This is a genomic window from Azospirillum sp. (genome assembly GCF_050789165.1).
This window is the reverse complement of sequence record NZ_JBOZRT010000080.1, coordinates 73,484-92,182: the sequence shown is the minus strand read 5'-3', so window position 1 is coordinate 92,182 and position 18,699 is coordinate 73,484. Positions and strand designations below refer to the sequence as shown.

Below are 18,699 nucleotides of genomic sequence, written 5' to 3'. Positions count from 1 at the left end.
TTTCCTTCGGTGTCCGGCACGAGCCTCAGTGCAGCCGGGCGGACTTCAGGAAGCGGCTGCGGTCCGCCGAGCCCAGCACCACGTCGAACACGTCGCCCTCCCGCTCGACCGTGAGCGGCACGTCGACGCCGGCCCCGCCGAGCGACCACAGCGTCCGGTAGAACCCGGCGAGGGACCGGACCGGGACGCCGCCGACGGCGCGCAGCAGGTCTCCGGTGCGCAATTCCGCCTTGCGCGCCGGGCCGTTGCCGGCCAGCCCGACGACGGCCACCCGGTCGTGCTCGTCCTCCATGGCATAGAGGCCGAGCCAGGGGCGCGACGGCCGGTCGACGCGGCCGAAGCGCAGCAGGTCGTCCAGGATCGGCTTCAGCAGGTCGATCGGCACGCTCATGTTCAGCGGCAGGACCCGACCGTCCGAGGTGCGCGACGGCAACTGCAGCGACCCGATCCCCAGCAACTCGCCCCCCGCGCCGAGCAGCGCGGTGCCGCCCCAGTTCGGGTGCGCCGGCGCGGTGAAGATGGCGTCCTCGATCAGGTATTCCCAATAGCCCGCGAACTCCTGCGTGGCCACGATCTCCGCCGCCAGGGAATGGGCGGCGCCGCCGGCGCCGCCGACCACCACCGGGTCGCCCGGCTCGATGCGGCGCGAATTGCCCAGCGGCAGCGCCGGCGCGCCCAGCGGCGTCAGCGCCCGCACGAGGCCGAAGCCGCTGACGAAGTCGTAGGCCAGCGGCTCGGCCTGCACGGCGCGGCCGTCGCCGGTGGTCAGCCACACCTCCTCCGCCTCGGCCATCAGGTAGCCGATGGTCAGCACCAGACCGTCCTCGCGGATGACGGCGCCTTGCCCCTCCCGCTCGGTGCCCAGGGTCTCCGCGGTGAAGGCGTCCTCGGGGATCGCCGCGCGCAGCGACACCACGGCGGCCAGCGCGCGGTCGAGGTCGAAGTCCAGCGCGTCCGGATCGGGCTGGAACTCGGGCGGGATCCGCCAGTCTTGGGGCAGGGGCATCGGACAACTCCGCGGAACGGACCATGATCGGAAGGTGGAGGCTCGGCCCGGCGATGAACAGGGGGGAACCCGACGGAAGGCCTCCGACGCCTTGCCATCCGGCCGCGGCGGGTCCAGCTTGTTGCGCGTTGCGAGAACCCCAGCGAGGAGGCGGCCCCCGGGGCCGGACAGAAATGCGTCGTCACCGCCGAGCCAAGATCGTCGCCACCGTCGGGCCGTCCAGCGCCTCGCCGGAAATGCTGAAACGGCTGTTCCTGGCCGGCGTCGATACCTTCCGCCTGAACTTCAGCCACGGCACGCACGACGACCACGCCCGGGTGCACCGCGCCATCCGCGAGCTGGAGGCCGAGGTCGGCCGCCCCATCGGCATCCTCCAGGACCTCCAGGGTCCGAAGATCCGCGTCGGCACCATCCGCGACGGCAAGATCACCGTCACCGCCGGCGAGACGGTCCGCTTCGTGCCCGCGGGCACCGAGGGCGACCGCGACGCCATCCCGCTGCCGCATCCGGAGATCTTCGCCGCCATCGCGCCGGGGCACCACCTGCTGATCGACGACGGCCGCGTGCGCCTCGCCGTCACCGGCCTCGGCGACGACGTCATCGAGGCGAAGGTGGTGACCGGCGGCGTCATCTCCAACCGCAAGGGCGTCAACCTGCCGGGCACCGTGCTCGATCTCTCGCCGCTGACCGCGAAGGACCGCGTCGATCTTGCCTTCGGCCTCGACCTCGGCGTCGATTGGGTGGCGATGTCCTTCGTGCAGAAGCCCGGCGACCTGCTGGAGGCGCGCGGCCTGATCGGCGAGCGCGCCGGGCTGATGGCGAAGATCGAGAAGCCCGCGGCGCTGGAGCGCATCGAGGACATCATCCGCCTGTCCGACGCCATCATGGTCGCCCGCGGCGACCTCGGCGTCGAGATCCCGCACGAGGAGGTGCCGGGCCGCCAGAAGGAGCTGGTGCGCGCCTGCCGCCTCGCCGTGAAGCCGGTGATCGTCGCCACGCAGATGCTCGATTCCATGGTCGCCGCGCCGACGCCGACGCGGGCGGAGGCGTCGGACGTGGCGACCGCCATCTATGACGGCGCCGACGCGGTGATGCTGTCGGCGGAATCGGCCAGCGGGTCCTATCCGCTGGAGGCGGTGGAGATGATGGACCGCATCATCCACTCGACCGAACAGCACAAGCTCTACCGCTCGATCATCGAAGCGTCCGACCCGGGCGAGGAGCAGACCGCGCCGCACGCCGTCGCCGCCGCGGCGGCCGATCTGGCCGAGGTGATCCACGCCACGGCCATCGTCGCCTTCACCTCCAGCGGCACCACGGCGGCGCGCATCGCGCGCAAACGCCCGGCGGTGTCCGTGCTGGCGATCACGCCGGACCAGGCGGTGTCGCGGCGGCTGTGCCTGCTGTGGGGGGCGCACAGCGTCCTGTCCGAGGACATCCACACCTACGAGGAGAGCGTGGAGCGCGCCTGCGCCTTCGCCCAGAGGGAGGAGTTCGCGCGCCCCGGCGACACCATGGTCGTGGTCGCCGGCATCCCCTTCGCCCAGGCCGGCACCACAAACAACCTGCGGGTGGTGCAGATCAGCCGCAGCTGACCGGGCCTCCGCCTGCAAAGCCGCCTCGGACTGCACGCGGGCCGTGCAATCGCCCCGGAAGTTGAGTACCGTTCGGGGACACGGCCGGGGAGGGGAGGTCCATGCGCGCGCTGCTACGCTTCATCGGTGTGCTGGTTGCCGCCGCCCTTGCGACCATGCCGTTGTCGGGCGCGCTGGCCCAGGAACCGCCGGGGCCGCCCAAGGAGGTGGTGGCGGCGTGGGGCTGCGTCCTGTTCGGGAGCGCCGGCACGGCGGGGGCGGTCGCCGCCAACTCGGAGAACCTGATCAACGTGCTGGCCGGCGGCGTCGTGGCGCCGGCCAACCCGGCGATCCTCTACATCGGCTTGGCCGGAGTGGTGTTCACCACCTTCTGCACGCTGGGCATGCAGCTGACGCCGCTCTACCTGCACTATTACCAGCCCGGCCCGACGGACCCAGACGAAACGCTCGCCCTGGCGGGCGAGGGCGAGGGGTAAGCCCCGCTCAGCGGTACACCAGCGTCGGCAGCCACAGCGAGAAGGCCGGCCAGAACGTCACCACCGCCAGCACCAGAAGCAGCGGCACCAGGAAGGGCAGGCACGCCTTGGCGCACTCCTCGAACGGGATGCGCGCGACCCGCGCCAGGATGTAGAGCACCATCCCCACCGGCGGCGTCAGCAGGCCGATCATCAGGTTCAGCACCATGATCAGGCCGAACTGCACCGGATCGACGCCGATCTGCGTCATGATCGGCAGCAGCACCGGCACCAGGATGGTGATCGCCGCGATGGTCTCCAGGAAGCAGCCGACGACCAGCAACAACACGTTCACCAGGATCAGGATGGTCACCGGGTCCTTGGAGAAGCCCAGCACCCACTCCGTCAGCTGCTCGGTGACCCGCGCCGAGGTCAGCAGCCAGCCAAAGATCGACGCCGCGGCGACGATCAACAGGATCACCGCCGTGGTCTCGATGGTCTCCAGGCTGACGCGGACCAACGACTCCCAGGTCAGCGTGCGGTAGACGGCGAAGCCCAGGAACAGCGCGTAGACCACCGCGGCGATGGCCGCCTCGGTGGGGGTGAACATGCCGCTGACCATGCCGCCGATCAGGATCACCGGCGTCATCAGCGCCAGGAACGCCTGTTTGAACGTCACCACCAGCACCTGCGCCGAGAAGCGCGCGTCGCGGCCATAGTTCTTGCGCCGCGCGATCCACGCGACCCAGATCATCAGGGCGCCCGCCATGCCGAGGCCGGGGATGAAGCCGGCGGCAAACAGCTGGCCGACCGAGGTGTTGGCCATCACGCCGTAGATCACCAGCGGCAGCGACGGCGGGATGATCGGCCCGATGGTCGAGGACGCGGCGGTGATGCCCACCGCGAAGCGGTCGTCGTAGCCGTGGTCGCGCATCGCCTTGATCTCGATGGTGCCCAGGCCCCCGGCGTCCGCCACGGCGGTGCCCGACATGCCGGCGAAGATCACCGACCCCACCACGTTGACGTGCCCCAGCCCGCCGCGCATCCAGCCGAAGGCGGCGACCGCGAAGGCGTAGATGCGCTCGGTGATGAGGGCCGAGTTCATCAGGTTGCCGGCCAGGATGAAGAACGGGATGGCGAGCAGCGGGAAGCTGTCGATGCCGCCGATCATGCGGTGCAGCACCACCACGTCCGGCATCCCCGCCGCCCAGACGTAGAGCAGCGAGGAGCCGGCCAGCGCCACCGCGATCGGCACGCCGACGGCCATCATCCCGAACAGCGATCCGAACAGGAGATACAGCATGCGCGGGCCCTCAGCGTCGGCGGAGTTGGAAGCGGAGCCACGCCGACTGCACCGAGCGCAGCGACATCACGCACAGGCCCGCCAGCACGGCGGCGTACAGCCAGCTCATCGGCAGGTCGATGACCGCCATCTGCTGCGTGCCCATCAGCCCGACCATCAGCCAGGCCAAGTACGCCGAGTAGGCGTAGAAGCCGATGCAGACCAGATCGGCGAGCAGCAGCACCGCGTTGGAGGCGCCGAGCGGTAGGTAGTTGTGCACGAACTCCACCGCGATGTGGGCGCGCCGCCGCACCGCCAGCCCGCCGCCCAGGAACGCCACCGCGACCAGCAGGTAGCGCGCGCCCTCCTCGGTCCAGGGCAGGCTGTTGTTCAGCACGTAGCGGGTGAAGAACTGCAGGAAGACGGTGAAGGCCAGCAGCCAGAAGACCAGGAAGGCCAGCACGTCCTCCGGCGCCCGCGGGGCGAGGCGCAACTCGGCCTCTTCCGGCGGGGCGGCCATGGCCGGCGCGACGGTCACGCCGGCCAGCGGCCCATCGTTCGGGATCTCCGTCACGGAGCGTCTACTTGATCTGCTGCAGGCGCTCGTACTGCTCCTTGCTCCAGGGCACGCCCTCCAGGTGCGCCTTGGTCACCATGGCGCGGAAGGGCGCGCGGTCCACCTTGTTGACCTTGGCGCCCAGCTTGGTGAAGCCGTCGGTCAGCTCTTTTTCCGAGGCGATGATGTCCTCGTCCGACTTGGTGGCGGCCTCGGCGAACACAGCCGCGAAGGTCTTCTTGTCGTCCTCCGACAGCTTCTTCCACAGCGGCGCGCCGACGATGGTCAGCAGGCTCTCGGTGATGTGGCCGGTCAGGTTGATGACCGGGCTCGGCTCGTAGAACTTCTTGGCGAGGATGGTCGGCAGCGGGTTCTCCTGCGCGTCGACCGTGCCCTGGGCCAGCGCCAGGTAGACCTCGGCGAAGGCGATGGGGGTGGCGTTGGCGCCGACCGCCTTGGGGAACATGACGTACATGGGCGCGTCGGGGACGCGGATCTTCATGCCCTTCATGTCCTCCGGCTTGGTGACCGGCTGCTTGGAGGTGACGTGCCGCTCGCCGTAGTAGAGCATGGCGAGGATCTTGTTGCCCGTCGCCTTCTCGTAGCCGCCGGACAGCTCCTTGAACAGGTCGCTCTTGGTGTAGGCGCGCCAGTGGTCGAAGTCGCGGAACATGTAGGGCGCCGCGGCGATGGCGATCGGCCCGTAGGAGCGCGCTGCGAAGTTGGTGCCGGTGTAGATGGCGTCCACCGTGCCCAGCGTCAGGCCCTGGTTGATGTCCGTCTCCTTGCCGAGCGAGGAGGCCGGGAACACGTCCATGGCGTAGCGGCCGCCAGTGCGCTTGGCGATCTCGTCCGCCGCCCACAGCGCCCATTTGTGATAGGCTTCCGACGTCTCGTAGACGTGCGCGAACTTCAGTTTCGTCTGCGCGGCGGCCGGTCCGGCCATCACCCCAAGCGCGACGGCAGCCGTCGCGATCCCCATGAACAGGCGGCGATTCATGCTGGTCCCCTCCCTTGGGCCGACCCGGCACTGACGGCCGGTTTGTTTGGCACACGAACAGTCTAGTGAAAAAGCGGGTGAGCGCAAACAGGCGGAAGTGGGGAGGCGGTGGATCGTCGCTCTGCCGAATTGGCTACCACCGACGAGAGGCTGTTGGTCCCTACGCCCACGCCGGCGCTTGCGGAATCGCACAAGGAGTGCATGTAATAAGAACAGACGGCTTCGGCCGTGCGAGAACCCGGCTCTTCCACCCGCGGGTGGGGCAAGACGGCCGGGACTTGGGAGGAAACATGAGGTCCAGGACGCCCCGCCGCGGCAGAGCGGCGGTCGGTGGGCCGTCGCGATCGGCCCGCAACGCCCGTGGAGGTCCGGCATGAGACCGACCGACACCGGCTCCCCCGACTATTTCCACCGCGTCGTCGATTGCCAGTGGGCCTGCCCCGCCCACACGCCGGTCCCCGAATACATCCGGCTGATCGCCGCGGGCCGCTACGACGACGCCTACCTCATCAACTGGAAATCGAACGTCTTCCCCGGCATCCTCGGCCGCACCTGCGACCGCCCGTGCGAGCCCGCCTGCCGCCGCGGCCGGGTGGAGGCGGAGCCGGTGGCGATCTGCCGCCTGAAGCGCGTCGCCGCCGACCACAAGGGGCCGCACGTGCGCGCCCGCTTCCCCCGGGCGCCGGAGCGGAAGAACGGCAAGCGCGTGGCGCTGATCGGCGCCGGCCCGGCCTCGCTGACGGTGGCGCGCGACCTCGTGCCGCTCGGCTACCACGTCGTGGTCTACGACGGCGAGGCGAAGGGCGGCGGCATGATGCGCAGCCAGATCCCGCGCTTCCGCCTGCCCGACTCGGTGCTGGACGAGGAGGTCGGGCAGATCCTCGACATGGGCGTCGAGACCCGCTTCGGCACCTGGGTGAGCAGCCTGAAGGCGGTGCTGGACGAGGGCTACGACGCGATCTTCGTCGGCACCGGCGCGCCGCGCGGGCGCGACGTCGACGTGCCCGGCCGCGCTGAGGCCGCCGCCAACATCCACATCGGCATCGACTGGCTGTCCTCGGTCTCCTTCGGGCACACCGGGCGGATCGGCAAGCGGGTCATCGTGCTGGGCGGCGGCAACACCGCCATGGACTGCTGCCGCACCGCGCGGCGCCTCGGCGGCGAGGATGTGCGGGTGGTGGTGCGCTCCGGCTTCGAGGAGATGAAGGCGTCTCCCTGGGAGAAGGAGGACGCGCTGCACGAGGGCATCCCGATCCACAACTTCCTCGTGCCCAAGGCCTTCACGCACGCGGGTGGCCGGCTGACCGGCGTCGTCTTCGAAAAGGTCGCCGCGCACTACGACGAGAAGGGCCGGCGCAGCCTGATCCCGACCGGAGAGCCGAACGTCCACATGGCGTGCGACGACGTGCTGGTCGCCATCGGCCAGGACAACGCCTTCCCCTGGATCGAGCGCGACGCCGGCATCGACTTCGACCGCTGGGGGCTGCCGAAGGTGGACCCGGTCACCTTCCAGTCCACCAACGCAAAAGTCTTCTTCGGCGGCGACGCGGCGTTCGGCCCGAAGAACATCATCACCGCGGTGGCGCAGGGGCATGAGGCGGCGATCTCCATCGACGCCTTCTGCCAGGGATCGTCCCTGAACGACCGGCCGCCGCCGCATGTCACGCTCATCAGCCAGAAGATGGGCCTGCACGAGTGGAGCTACGACAACGACGTCTCTGCCGACGCCCGCCACAAGGTGCCGCTGCGCGAGACCGCGGTGGCGTTGAAGGACGTGCGGGTGGAGGTGGAACTGGGCTTCGACGCAGGGCAGGCGTGGCAGGAGGCGCAGCGCTGCCTGAACTGCGACGTGCAGACGGCCTTCGCCACCAATCTGTGCATCGAGTGCGACGCCTGCCTCGACATCTGCCCGGTGGACTGCCTGACCATCGCCGAGGACGGCGAGGAGGGCGAGCTGCTGACCCGCCTGAAGGCGCCGAAGCTCCACGCCGACCAGCCGACCTACGTGTCCGGCGCGCTGAAGACGGGGCGTGTCATGGTGAAGGACGAGGACGTCTGCCTGCACTGCGGCCTGTGCGCCGAGCGGTGCCCGACCGGCGCCTGGGACATGCAGAAGTTCTTCCTGGAAATGAGCCACGCCGGAGGGGCCGCATGCCGCAGCCGCTAGAGCGCATCAACGACTTCGTCGTCAAGTTCGCCAACGTCAACGGCTCCGGCTCGGCCAGCGCCAACCAGCTGTTCGCCAAGGCTGTCCTGCGCATGGGCGTGCCGGTGGCCAGCCGCAACATCTTCCCCTCCAACATTCAGGGCCTGCCGACCTGGTACGAGGTGCGGGTGTCGGAGGCCGGGCACCGCGGCCGGCGCGGCGGCGTCGATCTCATGGTCGCCATGAACCCGCAGACCTGGGCGCGCGACGTGGCGGAGGTGGAGCCCGGCGGCTACCTCCTCTACGACAGCACCAAGCCGATGCCGCCGTCGCGCTTCCGCGACGACGTGACGGTGATCGGCGTGCCGCTGACGGCGCTCTGCAACGCCGCGTACGCCGACCCGCGCCAGCGCCAGCTGTTCAAGAATATCCTGTACGTCGGCGTGCTCTCCGCCCTGCTCGACATGGACGTGGCCGAGATCGAGCGCCTGCTGGGCGAGCAGTTCAAGGGCAAGGAGAAGCTGGTCGCGGCCAACGTGCACGCCCTGCACCTCGGCCGCGACCATGCCCTCCAGAACCTGCACTGCCCGATCGGGCTGCGGGTGAAGCGCGCGGACGCGGTGGGCGACCGCATCTTCGTGGACGGCAACAACGCGGCGGCGCTGGGCTGCGTCTACGGCGGCGCCACGGTGGCGGCGTGGTACCCGATCACGCCCTCCACCTCGGTGGCCGAGGCGTTCATGAAGCACTGCAAGGCGTTCCGCACCGACCCGGAGACCGGCAAGGCGCGCTGCGCCATCGTGCAGGCGGAGGACGAGCTGGCCGCCATCGGCATGGTCATCGGCGCGGCGTGGAACGGGGCGCGGGCCTTCACCGCCACCTCCGGCCCGGGCATCTCGCTGATGCAGGAGTTCCTGGGGCTGGCCTACTTCGCCGAGATCCCGGCGGTGATCATCGATGTGCAGCGCGGCGGTCCCTCCACCGGCATGCCGACCCGCACGCAGCAGTCCGACCTGCTGCTCGCCGCCTACGCCTCGCACGGCGACACCAAGCATGTCCTGCTCTTCCCCGAGGATCCGCGGGAATGCTTCGAGTTCGCGGCCACCGCGCTCGACCTTGCCGATCGCTTGCAGACGCCGGTGTTCGTCATGACCGACCTCGACATCGGCATGAACGACTGGCTGTGCGAGCCCTTCGCCTGGGACGACTCCCGCCGCATGGACCGCGGCAAGGTGATGACCGCCGAGGCGCTGGAGGCCGGCACCGACTTCGGCCGCTACAAGGACGTGGATGGCGACGGCGTCCCCTGGCGCACCTACCCCGGCACGCACCCGACGAAGGGGGCCTACTTCACCCGCGGCACCAGCCGCGACCCCTACGCCCGCTACACCGAGGAAGGCTCGGTCTACGTCGACAACATGCAGCGCCTGCTGCGCAAGTTCGCCACGGCGGCGCAGCTGGTGCCCGCCGCGGTGCCGCGCCCGGCCCGCCAGCCGACGCGGGTCGGCGTGATCCACTACGGCTCCAGCGCGCCGGCCATGCAGGAGGCGCTGGGGATGCTGGACGGGCAGGGGCTGCACGTCAACGCGCTGCGGGTGCGCGCCTTCCCCTTCGGCGACGAGGTGATCGACTTCGTCGAGCGGCACGACACCGTCTTCGTGGTCGAGCAGAACCGCGACGCCCAGCTGCGCACGCTGCTGGTCAACGAGGGCGCCGTCGATCCCGCGAAGCTGGTGCCGGTGCTGCACTACGACGGCACGCCGATCACCGCCCGCTTCATCGCCGGGGCCGTCGCCGAGAAGCTCTTGGCCCTCACCGTCGTGCCGCTGCGCAAGGCCCTGCCATGACCTACCTGAAGCCGCACTTCCGCAACCCCGCCCTGCCGGCCAACGCGCTGGGCTATACACGGCGCGACTACGAGGGCGCGGTGTCCACGCTGTGCGCCGGCTGCGGCCACGATTCGATCAGCGCCGCCATCGTGCAGGCCTGCTTCGAGCTGGACCTGCCGCCCCACCGCCTCGCCAAGCTGTCGGGCATCGGCTGCTCGTCGAAGACGCCGACCTATTTCCTGGGCGCCTCGCACGGCTTCAACAGCGTGCATGGGCGCATGCCCTCGGTGCTCACCGGCGCGAACCTCGCCAACCGCGAACTGGTGTACCTGGGCGTGTCCGGCGACGGCGACAGCGCGTCCATCGGCCTGGGGCAGTTCGTCCACGCCATGCGGCGCGGCGTCAACATGCTCTACATCGTCGAGAACAACGGCGTGTACGGCCTGACCAAGGGGCAGTTCTCGGCCACCGCCGACAAGGGCTCGAAAAGCAAGAAGGGCGCCGTCAACCCAGACGACCCCATCGACCTCGTGAGCCTCGCCCTGCAGATGGGCGCCACCTTCGTCGGCCGCAGCTTCTCCGGCGACAAGGCGCAGCTCGTGCCGCTGATCAAGGCGGCGCTGCGCCACCGCGGCGCGGCCTTCCTCGACGTGCTCAGCCCGTGCGTGACCTTCAACAACCACGCCGGCTCGACCAAGAGCTATGATCACGTCCGCGAGCACAACGCGGTGTTCAACCGCCCCGACTTCGTGCCGCACCGCGAGGAGATCACCGCGGAGACCGCGCCGGGCGACGTGGCCGAGGTGACGCTGCACGATGGCTCGGTGGTGCGGCTGCGCCCGGTGGCGGGCGACCACGACGTGCACGACCGCATCGCGGCGATGAACCATCTCGCCGAGCGGCAGGCGGAGGGGGAGATCGTCACCGGCCTGCTTTACGTCGATCCCGAGGCCGGCGATCTGCACGACCGTTTGAACACGGTGGACACGCCGCTCAACCGGCTCAATGATGCGGAGCTGTGTCCCGGCGCGGCGGCGCTGGTCAAGGTCAACGCCGCGCTGCGGTGAGCGAACGAATCAAAGAAGGGGAGAGGAATGAGCATCCAGCATCTGCTCGTCCATGTGGACGCCACCGAGCGCGCGATGGCGCGCCTCGACTTCGCGGTGGCGCTGGCCAAGCGCTTCCAGGCCCGGTTGACCGGTCTGTTCGCCCAGAAGGAGAGCTTCGGGCCGAGCATCGTCGCGCGGCGCGCCAGCGAGAACCTCCTGAAGTCCATGGACGAGACCCGCGCCCGCTTCGAGGCGGCGACGGCGGCGGCCGGCGTCACCGGCGAATGGTGGCAGGTCGAGAACGGCGATCACACCAACGTGGTCACCCAGACGGTGATCTGCGCCCGCTACGCCGACCTGGCGATTCTCGGCCAGCACGACCCCGACGCCTCGGTGATGCCCGAGGATCTGGTGGAGCAGGTGCTGCTGAACTCCGGCCGGCCGGTGCTGGTGTTCCCGCACATCGGCCGCTTCGGCGCACCGGGCGGCAAGACGCTGATCGCCTGGAACGGCAGCCGTGAGGCGGCGCGCGCGGTGAACGACGCGATTCCCTTCATGAAGGGATCGGAATCGGTGACGGTTCTGGCGGTGCACGCCGGCGAGATGCCGCACGACCCCGGCAAGGTCCCGAACGTCGACATCGTCGCCCACCTCGCCGCGCACGGCATCACGGCCAACCTGGAGCGCCTGCCGCTCAGCGAGATCGCCTTTGCGGACGCGGTGCTGAACCGCGCCTACGAGACGGACTCGAACCTGCTGGTGATGGGCGGCTACGGGCAGTACGGCTTCCCGCATCTGCTGCGCGGCTCGAACACCCGGCACATCCTGCGCACGCTGACCCTGCCGGCGCTGCTGTCGCATTAGCCCTTTCCGATTCAACCGTCATGGCCGGGACAAGCCCGGGCATGACGGTTTGGAAGGCTAAGGTGTTCAGTGAACGGTCGTCGGCCGCCCGTCACCGGCGCGGCGGCCGCGCACCGAGGTCAGACAGAAGGCGTGCCAGCACAGGTCGACCATGGCGGCCGGCACTTCCTCGGTGTCGTAGCCGGCCATGGCGTAGGTGCCGGAGGCGTGCGCCATCGCAGCGCCGACCGCGTTGGCGCTCAGCCCCGTCGCCGAGCCGACCAGAGCCAGCGTCTGCCCAAGCGCCGCCGCGTCCAGGCGCACGGAGGCCGGGGCTACCGTCATCTCCAGCGTCTCGCCGCGCAGGCGGCCGACCGCCACGTAGGCCTCCAGCAGGTCGTCGCGGTCCTCCGGCCGCAGCACGGCGGCGACCACGCGGCTGCCCGACAGGCGGCCGACGCCGTCGAACTCGAACACCACGGCACGCTCGCTCTGGCGGGCGTCGGCGAGGATGGCGGCCTTGCCGGACAGCGGGCCGGCGGAAATGCGTGACGCCTCCTCGAACAGCTCCGGGCTGCCGCCGGCCTCGGTGTGCACCACCAGCGGGCCGTCGGTCACCGCCACGGTCGCCAGCAGGCGCGCCATGAAGTCCACCGTAGTCGCCGGCTGGTCCTCGTCGTTGCCCTGCAGCAGGTCGGTGCCGCGGCGGAGCATGATCTCCGCGAAGCTGAACTCGTCGTCCAAAATGCCGTCTCCTGAGGGACTCTTTCATTCCTGGGCTGGGCGCATAAAAGCGAAAAGGCCGGACCCAGGTCCAGCCTTTTCGGTCTCCGACAAGCGGAGGCTTCCGGCGGAAATCCCCGTTTCCGAGGTCTCGCGCAAGACGTAGCCGCCGGCTGTGCGTCTGCGCACGAGGCCCACCTGAGTGGGTCACTCCCGTGGTCCGTACCTCACCGGTCCCGGCCACAGGTCAAAGCATGCGCCTGTGACACAAAGGAGTCAAAGGCGCTGAGGTCGTAGACTTACCCCATTGGCGCGATGGCCGAGGCCAGGGTGGCGCGCAGCCACGCGTGCTCCGGGTCGTCGTGCCGCCGCTCGTGCCACAGCTGCGTGATGGAGAAGGTGCCCAGTTCCAATGGCGGCTCCACCACCTGCACGTCGGCCCGGCCCGCCAGCCAGTGCGCCAGCCGGCGGGGCAGGGTGAGGATCAGGTCGGTCTCGGCGACGATCAGCGGGGCGGCCAGAAAGTTCGGCACCCGCAGCGCGATCCGCCGCGTAAGGCCCAGGCGGCCAAGCGCCTCGTCCACCGCGCCGGGGCTGCGGTCGTCGCGGACGGTGATGAGGGCGTGGCGCAGGCCGGCGAAGGCCTGCGGCGTCAGCGGCCCGGCAAGCGCCGGGTGACCGCGGCGGGCGAGGCAGGCGAAGCCGTCCGTCATCACCGTCCGGCCGAAGAAGCCGGCGGGTACCTGCGGGAAGTTGCCGACGGCGAGGTCGAGGCCGTCGGACTCCAGCTCGGCCAGCGTGCCGGCGCGCGGCGGCGCGAGGACGATGTCGAGCCCCGGTGCCTCGCGCTCCAGCCGGTGCAGCAGGGCGGGCAGCACCAGCAGGCCCAGATAGTCCGGCATGGCGATGCGGGCGACGCCCTGGTGGGTGGCGGGATCGAAGGCCGGCGGCTGGACGATTCGCCCGACCTCCGCCAGCACGGCGCGGAGTCGCGGCGCCAGCGCCTCGGCCCGCGGGGTGGGGACGAGGCCGGCGGAACTGCGCACCAGCAGCCGGTCTTCAAACACGGCGCGCAGCCGGCCAAGCGCCCGGCTCATCGCTGGCTGGCTGAGGCCGACACGGTCGGCGGCGCGGGTGACGCTGCGCTCGGCCAGCAGCGAGTCGAGTGCCACCAGCAGGTTCAGGTCGATGCCGGCCAAATTCACTTCACGCATGCACTCAATATCAAGCATGCATGAGCGTAATGCCAGCGCCGGGTTTACCGTCCTCTCCAGAACGCCGGCCGGGCCGGCGAAACACCCGAGGAGAGGGACAGATGTACGTCGTGACGGGAGTGACCGGGAACACGGGCGCGGTGGTGGCGGAGACCCTGCTGGCGCGCGGCGAGGCGGTGCGGGTGCTGGTGCGCGACGCCGGCAAGGCGGCCAAATGGGCGGCGCGCGGTGTCGAGGTGGTCGAGGGCAACGTCAAGGACGCCGCCGCCGTGGCACGCGCGCTGGCCGGGGCGAAGGGCGCCTACCTGCTCGATCCGCCGGACTACGGCTCGCGCGATCCGATGGCCGACGCCGACGCGGTGGGTGCCGCCTACGCCGAGGCGATCCGCAAGACCGCGCTGCCGCACGCCGTGGTGTTGTCGTCCATCGCCGCGCACCATCCGGACGGCACCGGCATCATCGGCACGCTGCACCGGATGGAGACGATCCTGCGCGGTGCCGGGGCGCCGGTGACGTTCCTGCGCGCCGCCTACTTCATGGAGAACTGGGGCAACGTGCTGGAGCCGGCGCTGGGCCAGGGCGTGCTGCCGAGCTTCATCCACCCGCTGGACAAGGCATTGCCCATGGTCTCGGTCGCCGACATCGGCCGCACGGCGGCGGACCTGCTGCTGGAAGGGGCGCGCGGCGTGCGGGTGGTGGAGCTGTCCGGGCCGGCGGAGGCCTCGCCGGCCGATGCCGCGGCCGCCATCGGCGCGGCGGCCGGGCGGGCGGTGCAGGCGGTGGCGGTGCCGCGCGGGGAGTGGGCGCCGACGCTCGCCGGGGTCGGGTTCCCGCCGGACGTGGTGGCGCTGTTCGTCGGCATGTACGACGGCATCAACAACGGCCGCGTGGCGTGGGAAGGGCAGGAGGCCCGGCGCGGCGCGGCGACGCTGGACGCGGCGCTGCGGCGACTCGTGGAGGGGCGGAAGGTCGCGGCGTAGGCACGTGGCTGACCCCCACCCCAGCCCTCCCCCGTCCAGCGGGGGGGCTGGGGTGGGGATAAAAAGGTTACGCCCCCGCCCGGAACAGCATCAGCCGCCGCGGATCCACCGCCGCGGTCACCTCGTCGCCCGCCCGCATCGGCACGTAGCCCGGCAGCTTGGCGTGGATCTCCACGCCCTCGGGCACCCCCGCCGCCGGCAGGCTCAGGCACACCCGCGTGGTGGATCCCAGGAAGCTCGTCCGCCGCACCTTCGCGGCGATCCCGTCCGGCCGGCTGCCGGGGGGCAGGACGGCGACGTCCTCGACCCGGCACGCCACCTCCAGCGCGTCGGCCGCGGCGTCCGCCGGCACCGGAAAGCGGCCGAGCGGCGTGTCCAGGTGCCCGTCCACCACGCGGGCGGAGAAGCGGTTCAGTTCGCCGAACAGCTGCGCCACGAAGCTGTTGGCCGGGCTGTGGTACAGCGCGAAGGGGGTGTCGGCCTGGACGATGCGGCCGTCGGTCATCACCACGACGCGGCTGCCGATCTCCATGGCCTCCTCGGGATCGTGGGTGACGACCAGGGTGGCGATGCCGGTGGCGCGGATGATCTGCACCACCTCTTCGCGCACCGAGCGGCGCATCTGCTCGTCCAGCGCCGAGAACGGCTCGTCGAGCAGCAGCACGTCCGGCTCGCGCGACATGGCGCGGGCCAGCGCCACGCGCTGCTGCTGGCCGCCCGACAGCGTGTGCGGGTAGGCGTCGGCGTAGCGGGTCAGTGCCACCAGCTCCAGCAACTCGGCGACGCGGGCGTCGCGCTCGGCGCGCGGGCGGTGGCGCAGGCCGAAGGCGACGTTGCCGGACACGGTCAGGTGCGGAAACAGCGCGAAGTCCTGGAACATCAGGCCGACCGGCCGGCGCTCCGGCGGCAGCGAGCGGCCGGGCACCGCCACCGGCACCCCGCCGATGCTGATGGAGCCGGCCTGCAGAGTCTCGAGCCCGCTGATCAGACGCAGCAGGGTGGACTTGCCGCAGCCCGACGGGCCGACGATGCAGGTCACCTCCTGCGGCGAAACGGTCAAGGACACACCGTTGAGCGCGGCGTGTCCCGGGTAGCGGTGGCTGACGTCGACGATCTCGATGGTCGATGACGGCGGCTTCAAGTCATCCCCCAAACGTGGCCCCGAAAAGCGAAAAGCCGCGGACCCGAGGGTCCGCGGCGGTCTTCTATTACTTCCACCCGGCGCGGTCCATGATCCGCAGCGCCTGGTCGTTGTGATCGAGGTAGGACGCGGCGTTCAGCGGATCCTGCTTGAAAGCCCCCAGCGCGGCCAGCGCCGGGTGCGGCTGCACCGCCGGGTTGACCGGGAACTCCATGTTGCTGTCGGCGAAGGCGCGCTGCGCCTCGGGCGAGGCCATGAACTCCAGCAGCTTGACGGCGTCGGCGCGGTGCGGAGCGGTCTTGACGACGCCGGCGCCGCTGAGGTTGACGTGCGTGCCGCGGTTGCCCTGGTTCGGGAAGATGGCGCCGACCTTCTTCGCCACCTCCTGATCGTCCGGCTTCGACGAGGTCAGCAGCTTGCCGAGATAGTAGGAGTTGGAGAGCGCCACGTCGCCCTCGCCGGCGGCCACCGCCTTGATCTGGTCGGTGTCGCCGCCCTTCGGCGCGCGGGCGAAGTTGGCGACCAGGCCCTTGGCCCACTCCTCGGTCTTGGCCTCGCCGTTGGCGGCGACCATCGAGGCGGTCAGCGCGAGGTTGTACGGGTGCGTGCCGCTGCGGGTCAGCACGCGGCCCTTCCACACCGGCTTGGCGAGGTCCTCGTAGTCCTTGAGGTCCTCGGGCTTCACGCGGTCCTTGGCATAGACGACGATGCGCGCGCGCATCGACAGGCCGTACCACTGGCCCTCGGCGTCGCGCAGGTTGGGCGGGATCACCCTGTCGAGAAGCTCCGACTTGGCTGGGGCGAGCAGCCCCTCGCGGGCGGCCAGCGCGAGGCGGCCGGCGTCCACGGTGATGAAGAGGTCGGCCGGGCTGCTGGCGCCCTCGGCCTTGAGGCGCTGGATCAACTCGTCGTGGTTGCCCTCGATGACGTTGACCTTGATGCCGGTCTTCTTGGTGAAGGCCTCGTAGATCGCCTTGTCGGTGTTGTAGTGCCGCGAGTTGTAGACGTTGACCTCCTGGGCCTGCGCCGCGGAGCACACACCGATGCCGGCCAGAAGCGCCAGCGCACCAATCTTCGAACGAAGCATTCTCCGACCTCTGCAATTGCAACTCATTATCACTTGCGAAGTGATAGCAGGTTGGGCTTGGCCTGTCGAGAGGGGTGTTGCCGATGCGGCGGGGTGTCGCACGGGATTATCGGCGATGCCCCGGCCTGGAGGAATTCAGCGACCGGCTCAGCAGGATCACCGGCAGCAGGCCGACCAGCACGATGATCAGCGCCGGCAGGGCGGCGGCGTCCAGGCGCTCGGTGGAGGCCATGCGGAAGGCTTCGACCGCCAGCGTGTCGAAGTTGAAGGGCCGCAGGATCATCGTCGCCGGCAGCTCCTTCATGATGTCGACGAACACCAGCAGCGCGGCGCTGAGGATGCTGGCGCGCAGCAGCGGCATTTGCACCAGGAACAGCACCTGCACCGGCCCGCTGCCCAGCGAGCGCGCCGCCCCCTCGATGTTCGGGCTGACCTTGGAGAACCCCGACTCGAGCGGCCCGTAGGCGACCTGGAAGAAGCGGATCAGGTAGCCGTAGAGGATGCCGAACACCGTGGCGCCCAGCAGCGCGCCGGTCGGCAGGTCGAACCACGCGCCCACGGCGCCGATGGAGATCAGGATGCCCACCGCGATCACCGTGCCCGGCGTGGCGTAGCCCAGCGTGGCGACGCGCGCGGCGACGGCGGCCAGCCGGCTGCGCTCGCTGCGCACGCCGTGGATCACCGCCAGCCCGACCGACACCACCACCACCGCGCCGGATGCCGCCAGCATGAAGCTGTTCAACGCCGGCTTGGCGATGGCCGTATCCCACGCCTCGTCGCCGCCCAGCCAGATCAGGCGCAGCAGGATGACGGCGGGCAGCACGAAGCCGAAGAACACCGGCGTGCCGCACACCAGCCACGCCAGCGCGGTGCGCCCGGCGCCCAGGCGGACGGTGGGCAGCGCCCGGTACTTGTTGGTGGTCTGGTGGAAGCGCATGCGCCCGCGACTGACCCGTTCCAGGGCCACCACCAGCACGACGAACAGCAGCAGCAGGGAGGCCAGCTGCGCCGCCGCCACCGGGCTGGCCAGCGCGAACCACGTGCGGTAGATGCCCACCGTGAAGGTGTCGATGCCGAAGTACTTCACCGCGCCGAAGTCGGCCAGCGTCTCCATCAGCGCGTAGCCGACCCCCGCCGCCAGCGCCGGCCTGGCCAGCGGCAGGGCGACCCGCCAGAAGGTGCCGAACGGCGTGGCGCCCAGCGTGCGGCTGACCTCCAGCACGCAGGCCGACTGCTCCAGGAACGCCGAGCGGGCGAGTACGTACACATACGGGTACAGCACCGACGACAGCACGAACGCCGCGCCGCCCAGCGAATGGATCTCCGGGAACCAGTAGTCCGCCTTGCGCCAGCCGAAGGCGGCGCGCAGCGCCGTCTGCAACGGGCCGGTGAACTGGAAGAAGTCGGTGTAGGTGTACGCCAGCACGTACGCCGGCATCGCCAGCGGCAGCAGCAGCGCCCATTGCAGCACCGACCGCCCGCGGAACTCGTGCATGGTGACCGCCCAGGCGCAGGCGACCCCGGTGACCAGCGTCATCAGCGCCACCAGCACCAGCAACGCCAGCGTGTTGACCACGTAGTCGGGCAGCACGGTGGAGGCGAGGTGGCTCCACAGCCCACCGCTCGACCCGGTCAGCGCCTGCGAGAACACCGCCGCGATGGGCGCCGCGATCACCGTCGCGAGTCCGACCGACACCAGCGTGCCCCAGCCGGCGCCTGCGACAATGCGTCTCACTCGCAATCCGAGGCCGAAACCGTCGTGCCGATTGCCCGCCATCGCCATGGAAAAGCGC

The 18,699-nt window shown here is 70.4% G+C and carries 16 protein-coding genes; 7 read left to right on the top strand and 9 right to left on the bottom strand.

Features of this window, described 5'->3' with window-relative positions; all coding sequences use genetic code 11:
• Positions 1–25 precede the first annotated feature (25 nt).
• Positions 26–1,006 (bottom strand): S1C family serine protease, encoded by a 981-nt coding sequence (locus tag ACRWK7_RS17415; protein WP_431857535.1) that lies wholly within the window; start codon positions 1,004–1,006, stop codon positions 26–28.
• 173 nt (positions 1,007–1,179) lie between these two features.
• On the opposite strand from ACRWK7_RS17415, the gene pyk reads away from it, so the two are divergent.
• Positions 1,180–2,601 carry a pyruvate kinase gene (gene pyk / locus ACRWK7_RS17410; RefSeq protein WP_431857534.1) on the top strand — a complete coding sequence of 474 codons (1,422 nt, stop codon included), beginning with the start codon at positions 1,180–1,182 and terminating at the stop codon, positions 2,599–2,601.
• 101 nt (positions 2,602–2,702) lie between these two features.
• Complete coding sequence (locus ACRWK7_RS17405; RefSeq protein ID WP_431857533.1) at positions 2,703–3,077, top strand: hypothetical protein; 375 nt, start codon at positions 2,703–2,705, stop codon at positions 3,075–3,077.
• A gap of 7 nt (positions 3,078–3,084) precedes the next feature.
• Here the strand turns inward: ACRWK7_RS17405 and ACRWK7_RS17400 are convergent, their stop codons facing one another.
• The 3 genes from ACRWK7_RS17400 to ACRWK7_RS17390 are packed head-to-tail and all read right to left on the bottom strand — an operon-like array spanning position 3,085 to position 5,894.
• On the bottom strand, positions 3,085–4,359 hold the full coding sequence (locus tag ACRWK7_RS17400) for a TRAP transporter large permease (protein WP_431857532.1): 1,275 nt from the start codon (positions 4,357–4,359) through the stop codon (positions 3,085–3,087).
• A gap of 10 nt (positions 4,360–4,369) precedes the next feature.
• A complete protein-coding gene (locus ACRWK7_RS17395; RefSeq protein WP_431857531.1) occupies positions 4,370–4,912 on the bottom strand; it encodes a TRAP transporter small permease in 543 nt (180 codons plus the stop codon).
• A gap of 7 nt (positions 4,913–4,919) precedes the next feature.
• Positions 4,920–5,894, bottom strand: coding sequence for a sialic acid TRAP transporter substrate-binding protein SiaP (locus tag ACRWK7_RS17390; protein WP_431857530.1), 975 nt, complete (start codon positions 5,892–5,894; stop codon positions 4,920–4,922).
• 373 nt (positions 5,895–6,267) lie between these two features.
• On the opposite strand from ACRWK7_RS17390, the gene ACRWK7_RS17385 reads away from it, so the two are divergent.
• The 4 genes from ACRWK7_RS17385 to ACRWK7_RS17370 are packed head-to-tail and all read left to right on the top strand — an operon-like array spanning position 6,268 to position 11,782.
• Positions 6,268–8,061: an FAD-dependent oxidoreductase gene (locus ACRWK7_RS17385; protein WP_431857529.1), complete on the top strand. Its 1,794-nt coding sequence runs from the start codon at positions 6,268–6,270 to the stop codon at positions 8,059–8,061.
• The gene (locus tag ACRWK7_RS17380) at positions 8,046–9,887 is read left to right on the top strand and encodes a 2-oxoacid:acceptor oxidoreductase subunit alpha (protein ID WP_431857528.1); all 1,842 of its coding nucleotides are present in this window, start codon (positions 8,046–8,048) and stop codon (positions 9,885–9,887) included. Before ACRWK7_RS17385 ends, ACRWK7_RS17380 begins: the two co-directional genes overlap by 16 nt.
• The gene (locus tag ACRWK7_RS17375) at positions 9,884–10,936 is read left to right on the top strand and encodes a 2-oxoacid:ferredoxin oxidoreductase subunit beta (protein WP_431857527.1); all 1,053 of its coding nucleotides are present in this window, start codon (positions 9,884–9,886) and stop codon (positions 10,934–10,936) included. The genes ACRWK7_RS17380 and ACRWK7_RS17375 overlap by 4 nt, the downstream gene beginning before the upstream one ends.
• 27 nt (positions 10,937–10,963) lie before the next feature.
• On the top strand, positions 10,964–11,782 hold the full coding sequence (locus ACRWK7_RS17370) for a universal stress protein (RefSeq protein WP_431857526.1): 819 nt from the start codon (positions 10,964–10,966) through the stop codon (positions 11,780–11,782).
• A gap of 66 nt (positions 11,783–11,848) precedes the next feature.
• On the opposite strand, the gene ACRWK7_RS17365 is transcribed toward ACRWK7_RS17370, so the two are convergent.
• Positions 11,849–12,505 carry a hypothetical protein gene (locus ACRWK7_RS17365; RefSeq protein WP_431857525.1) on the bottom strand — a complete coding sequence of 219 codons (657 nt, stop codon included), beginning with the start codon at positions 12,503–12,505 and terminating at the stop codon, positions 11,849–11,851.
• Positions 12,506–12,783: 278 nt separating this feature from the next.
• Positions 12,784–13,698, bottom strand: coding sequence for a LysR family transcriptional regulator (locus tag ACRWK7_RS17360; protein ID WP_431857523.1), 915 nt, complete (start codon positions 13,696–13,698; stop codon positions 12,784–12,786).
• Between the two features lie 101 nt (positions 13,699–13,799).
• Here ACRWK7_RS17360 and ACRWK7_RS17355 point away from each other — a divergent pair, with 101 nt between their 5' ends.
• On the top strand, positions 13,800–14,678 hold the full coding sequence (locus tag ACRWK7_RS17355; protein WP_431857522.1) for an NmrA family NAD(P)-binding protein: 879 nt from the start codon (positions 13,800–13,802) through the stop codon (positions 14,676–14,678).
• A gap of 67 nt (positions 14,679–14,745) precedes the next feature.
• Here the strand turns inward: ACRWK7_RS17355 and ACRWK7_RS17350 are convergent, their stop codons facing one another.
• From ACRWK7_RS17350 to ACRWK7_RS17340, 3 genes are all read right to left on the bottom strand, one after another.
• Positions 14,746–15,819, bottom strand: a complete 1,074-nt coding sequence (locus tag ACRWK7_RS17350) for an ABC transporter ATP-binding protein (RefSeq protein WP_431857521.1) — start codon at positions 15,817–15,819, stop codon at positions 14,746–14,748.
• A gap of 67 nt (positions 15,820–15,886) precedes the next feature.
• A complete protein-coding gene (locus ACRWK7_RS17345) occupies positions 15,887–16,906 on the bottom strand; it encodes a Fe(3+) ABC transporter substrate-binding protein (protein ID WP_431857520.1) in 1,020 nt (339 codons plus the stop codon).
• Between the two features lie 106 nt (positions 16,907–17,012).
• On the bottom strand, positions 17,013–18,641 hold the full coding sequence (locus ACRWK7_RS17340; protein ID WP_431857519.1) for an ABC transporter permease: 1,629 nt from the start codon (positions 18,639–18,641) through the stop codon (positions 17,013–17,015).
• Positions 18,642–18,699: the final 58 nt, after the last annotated feature.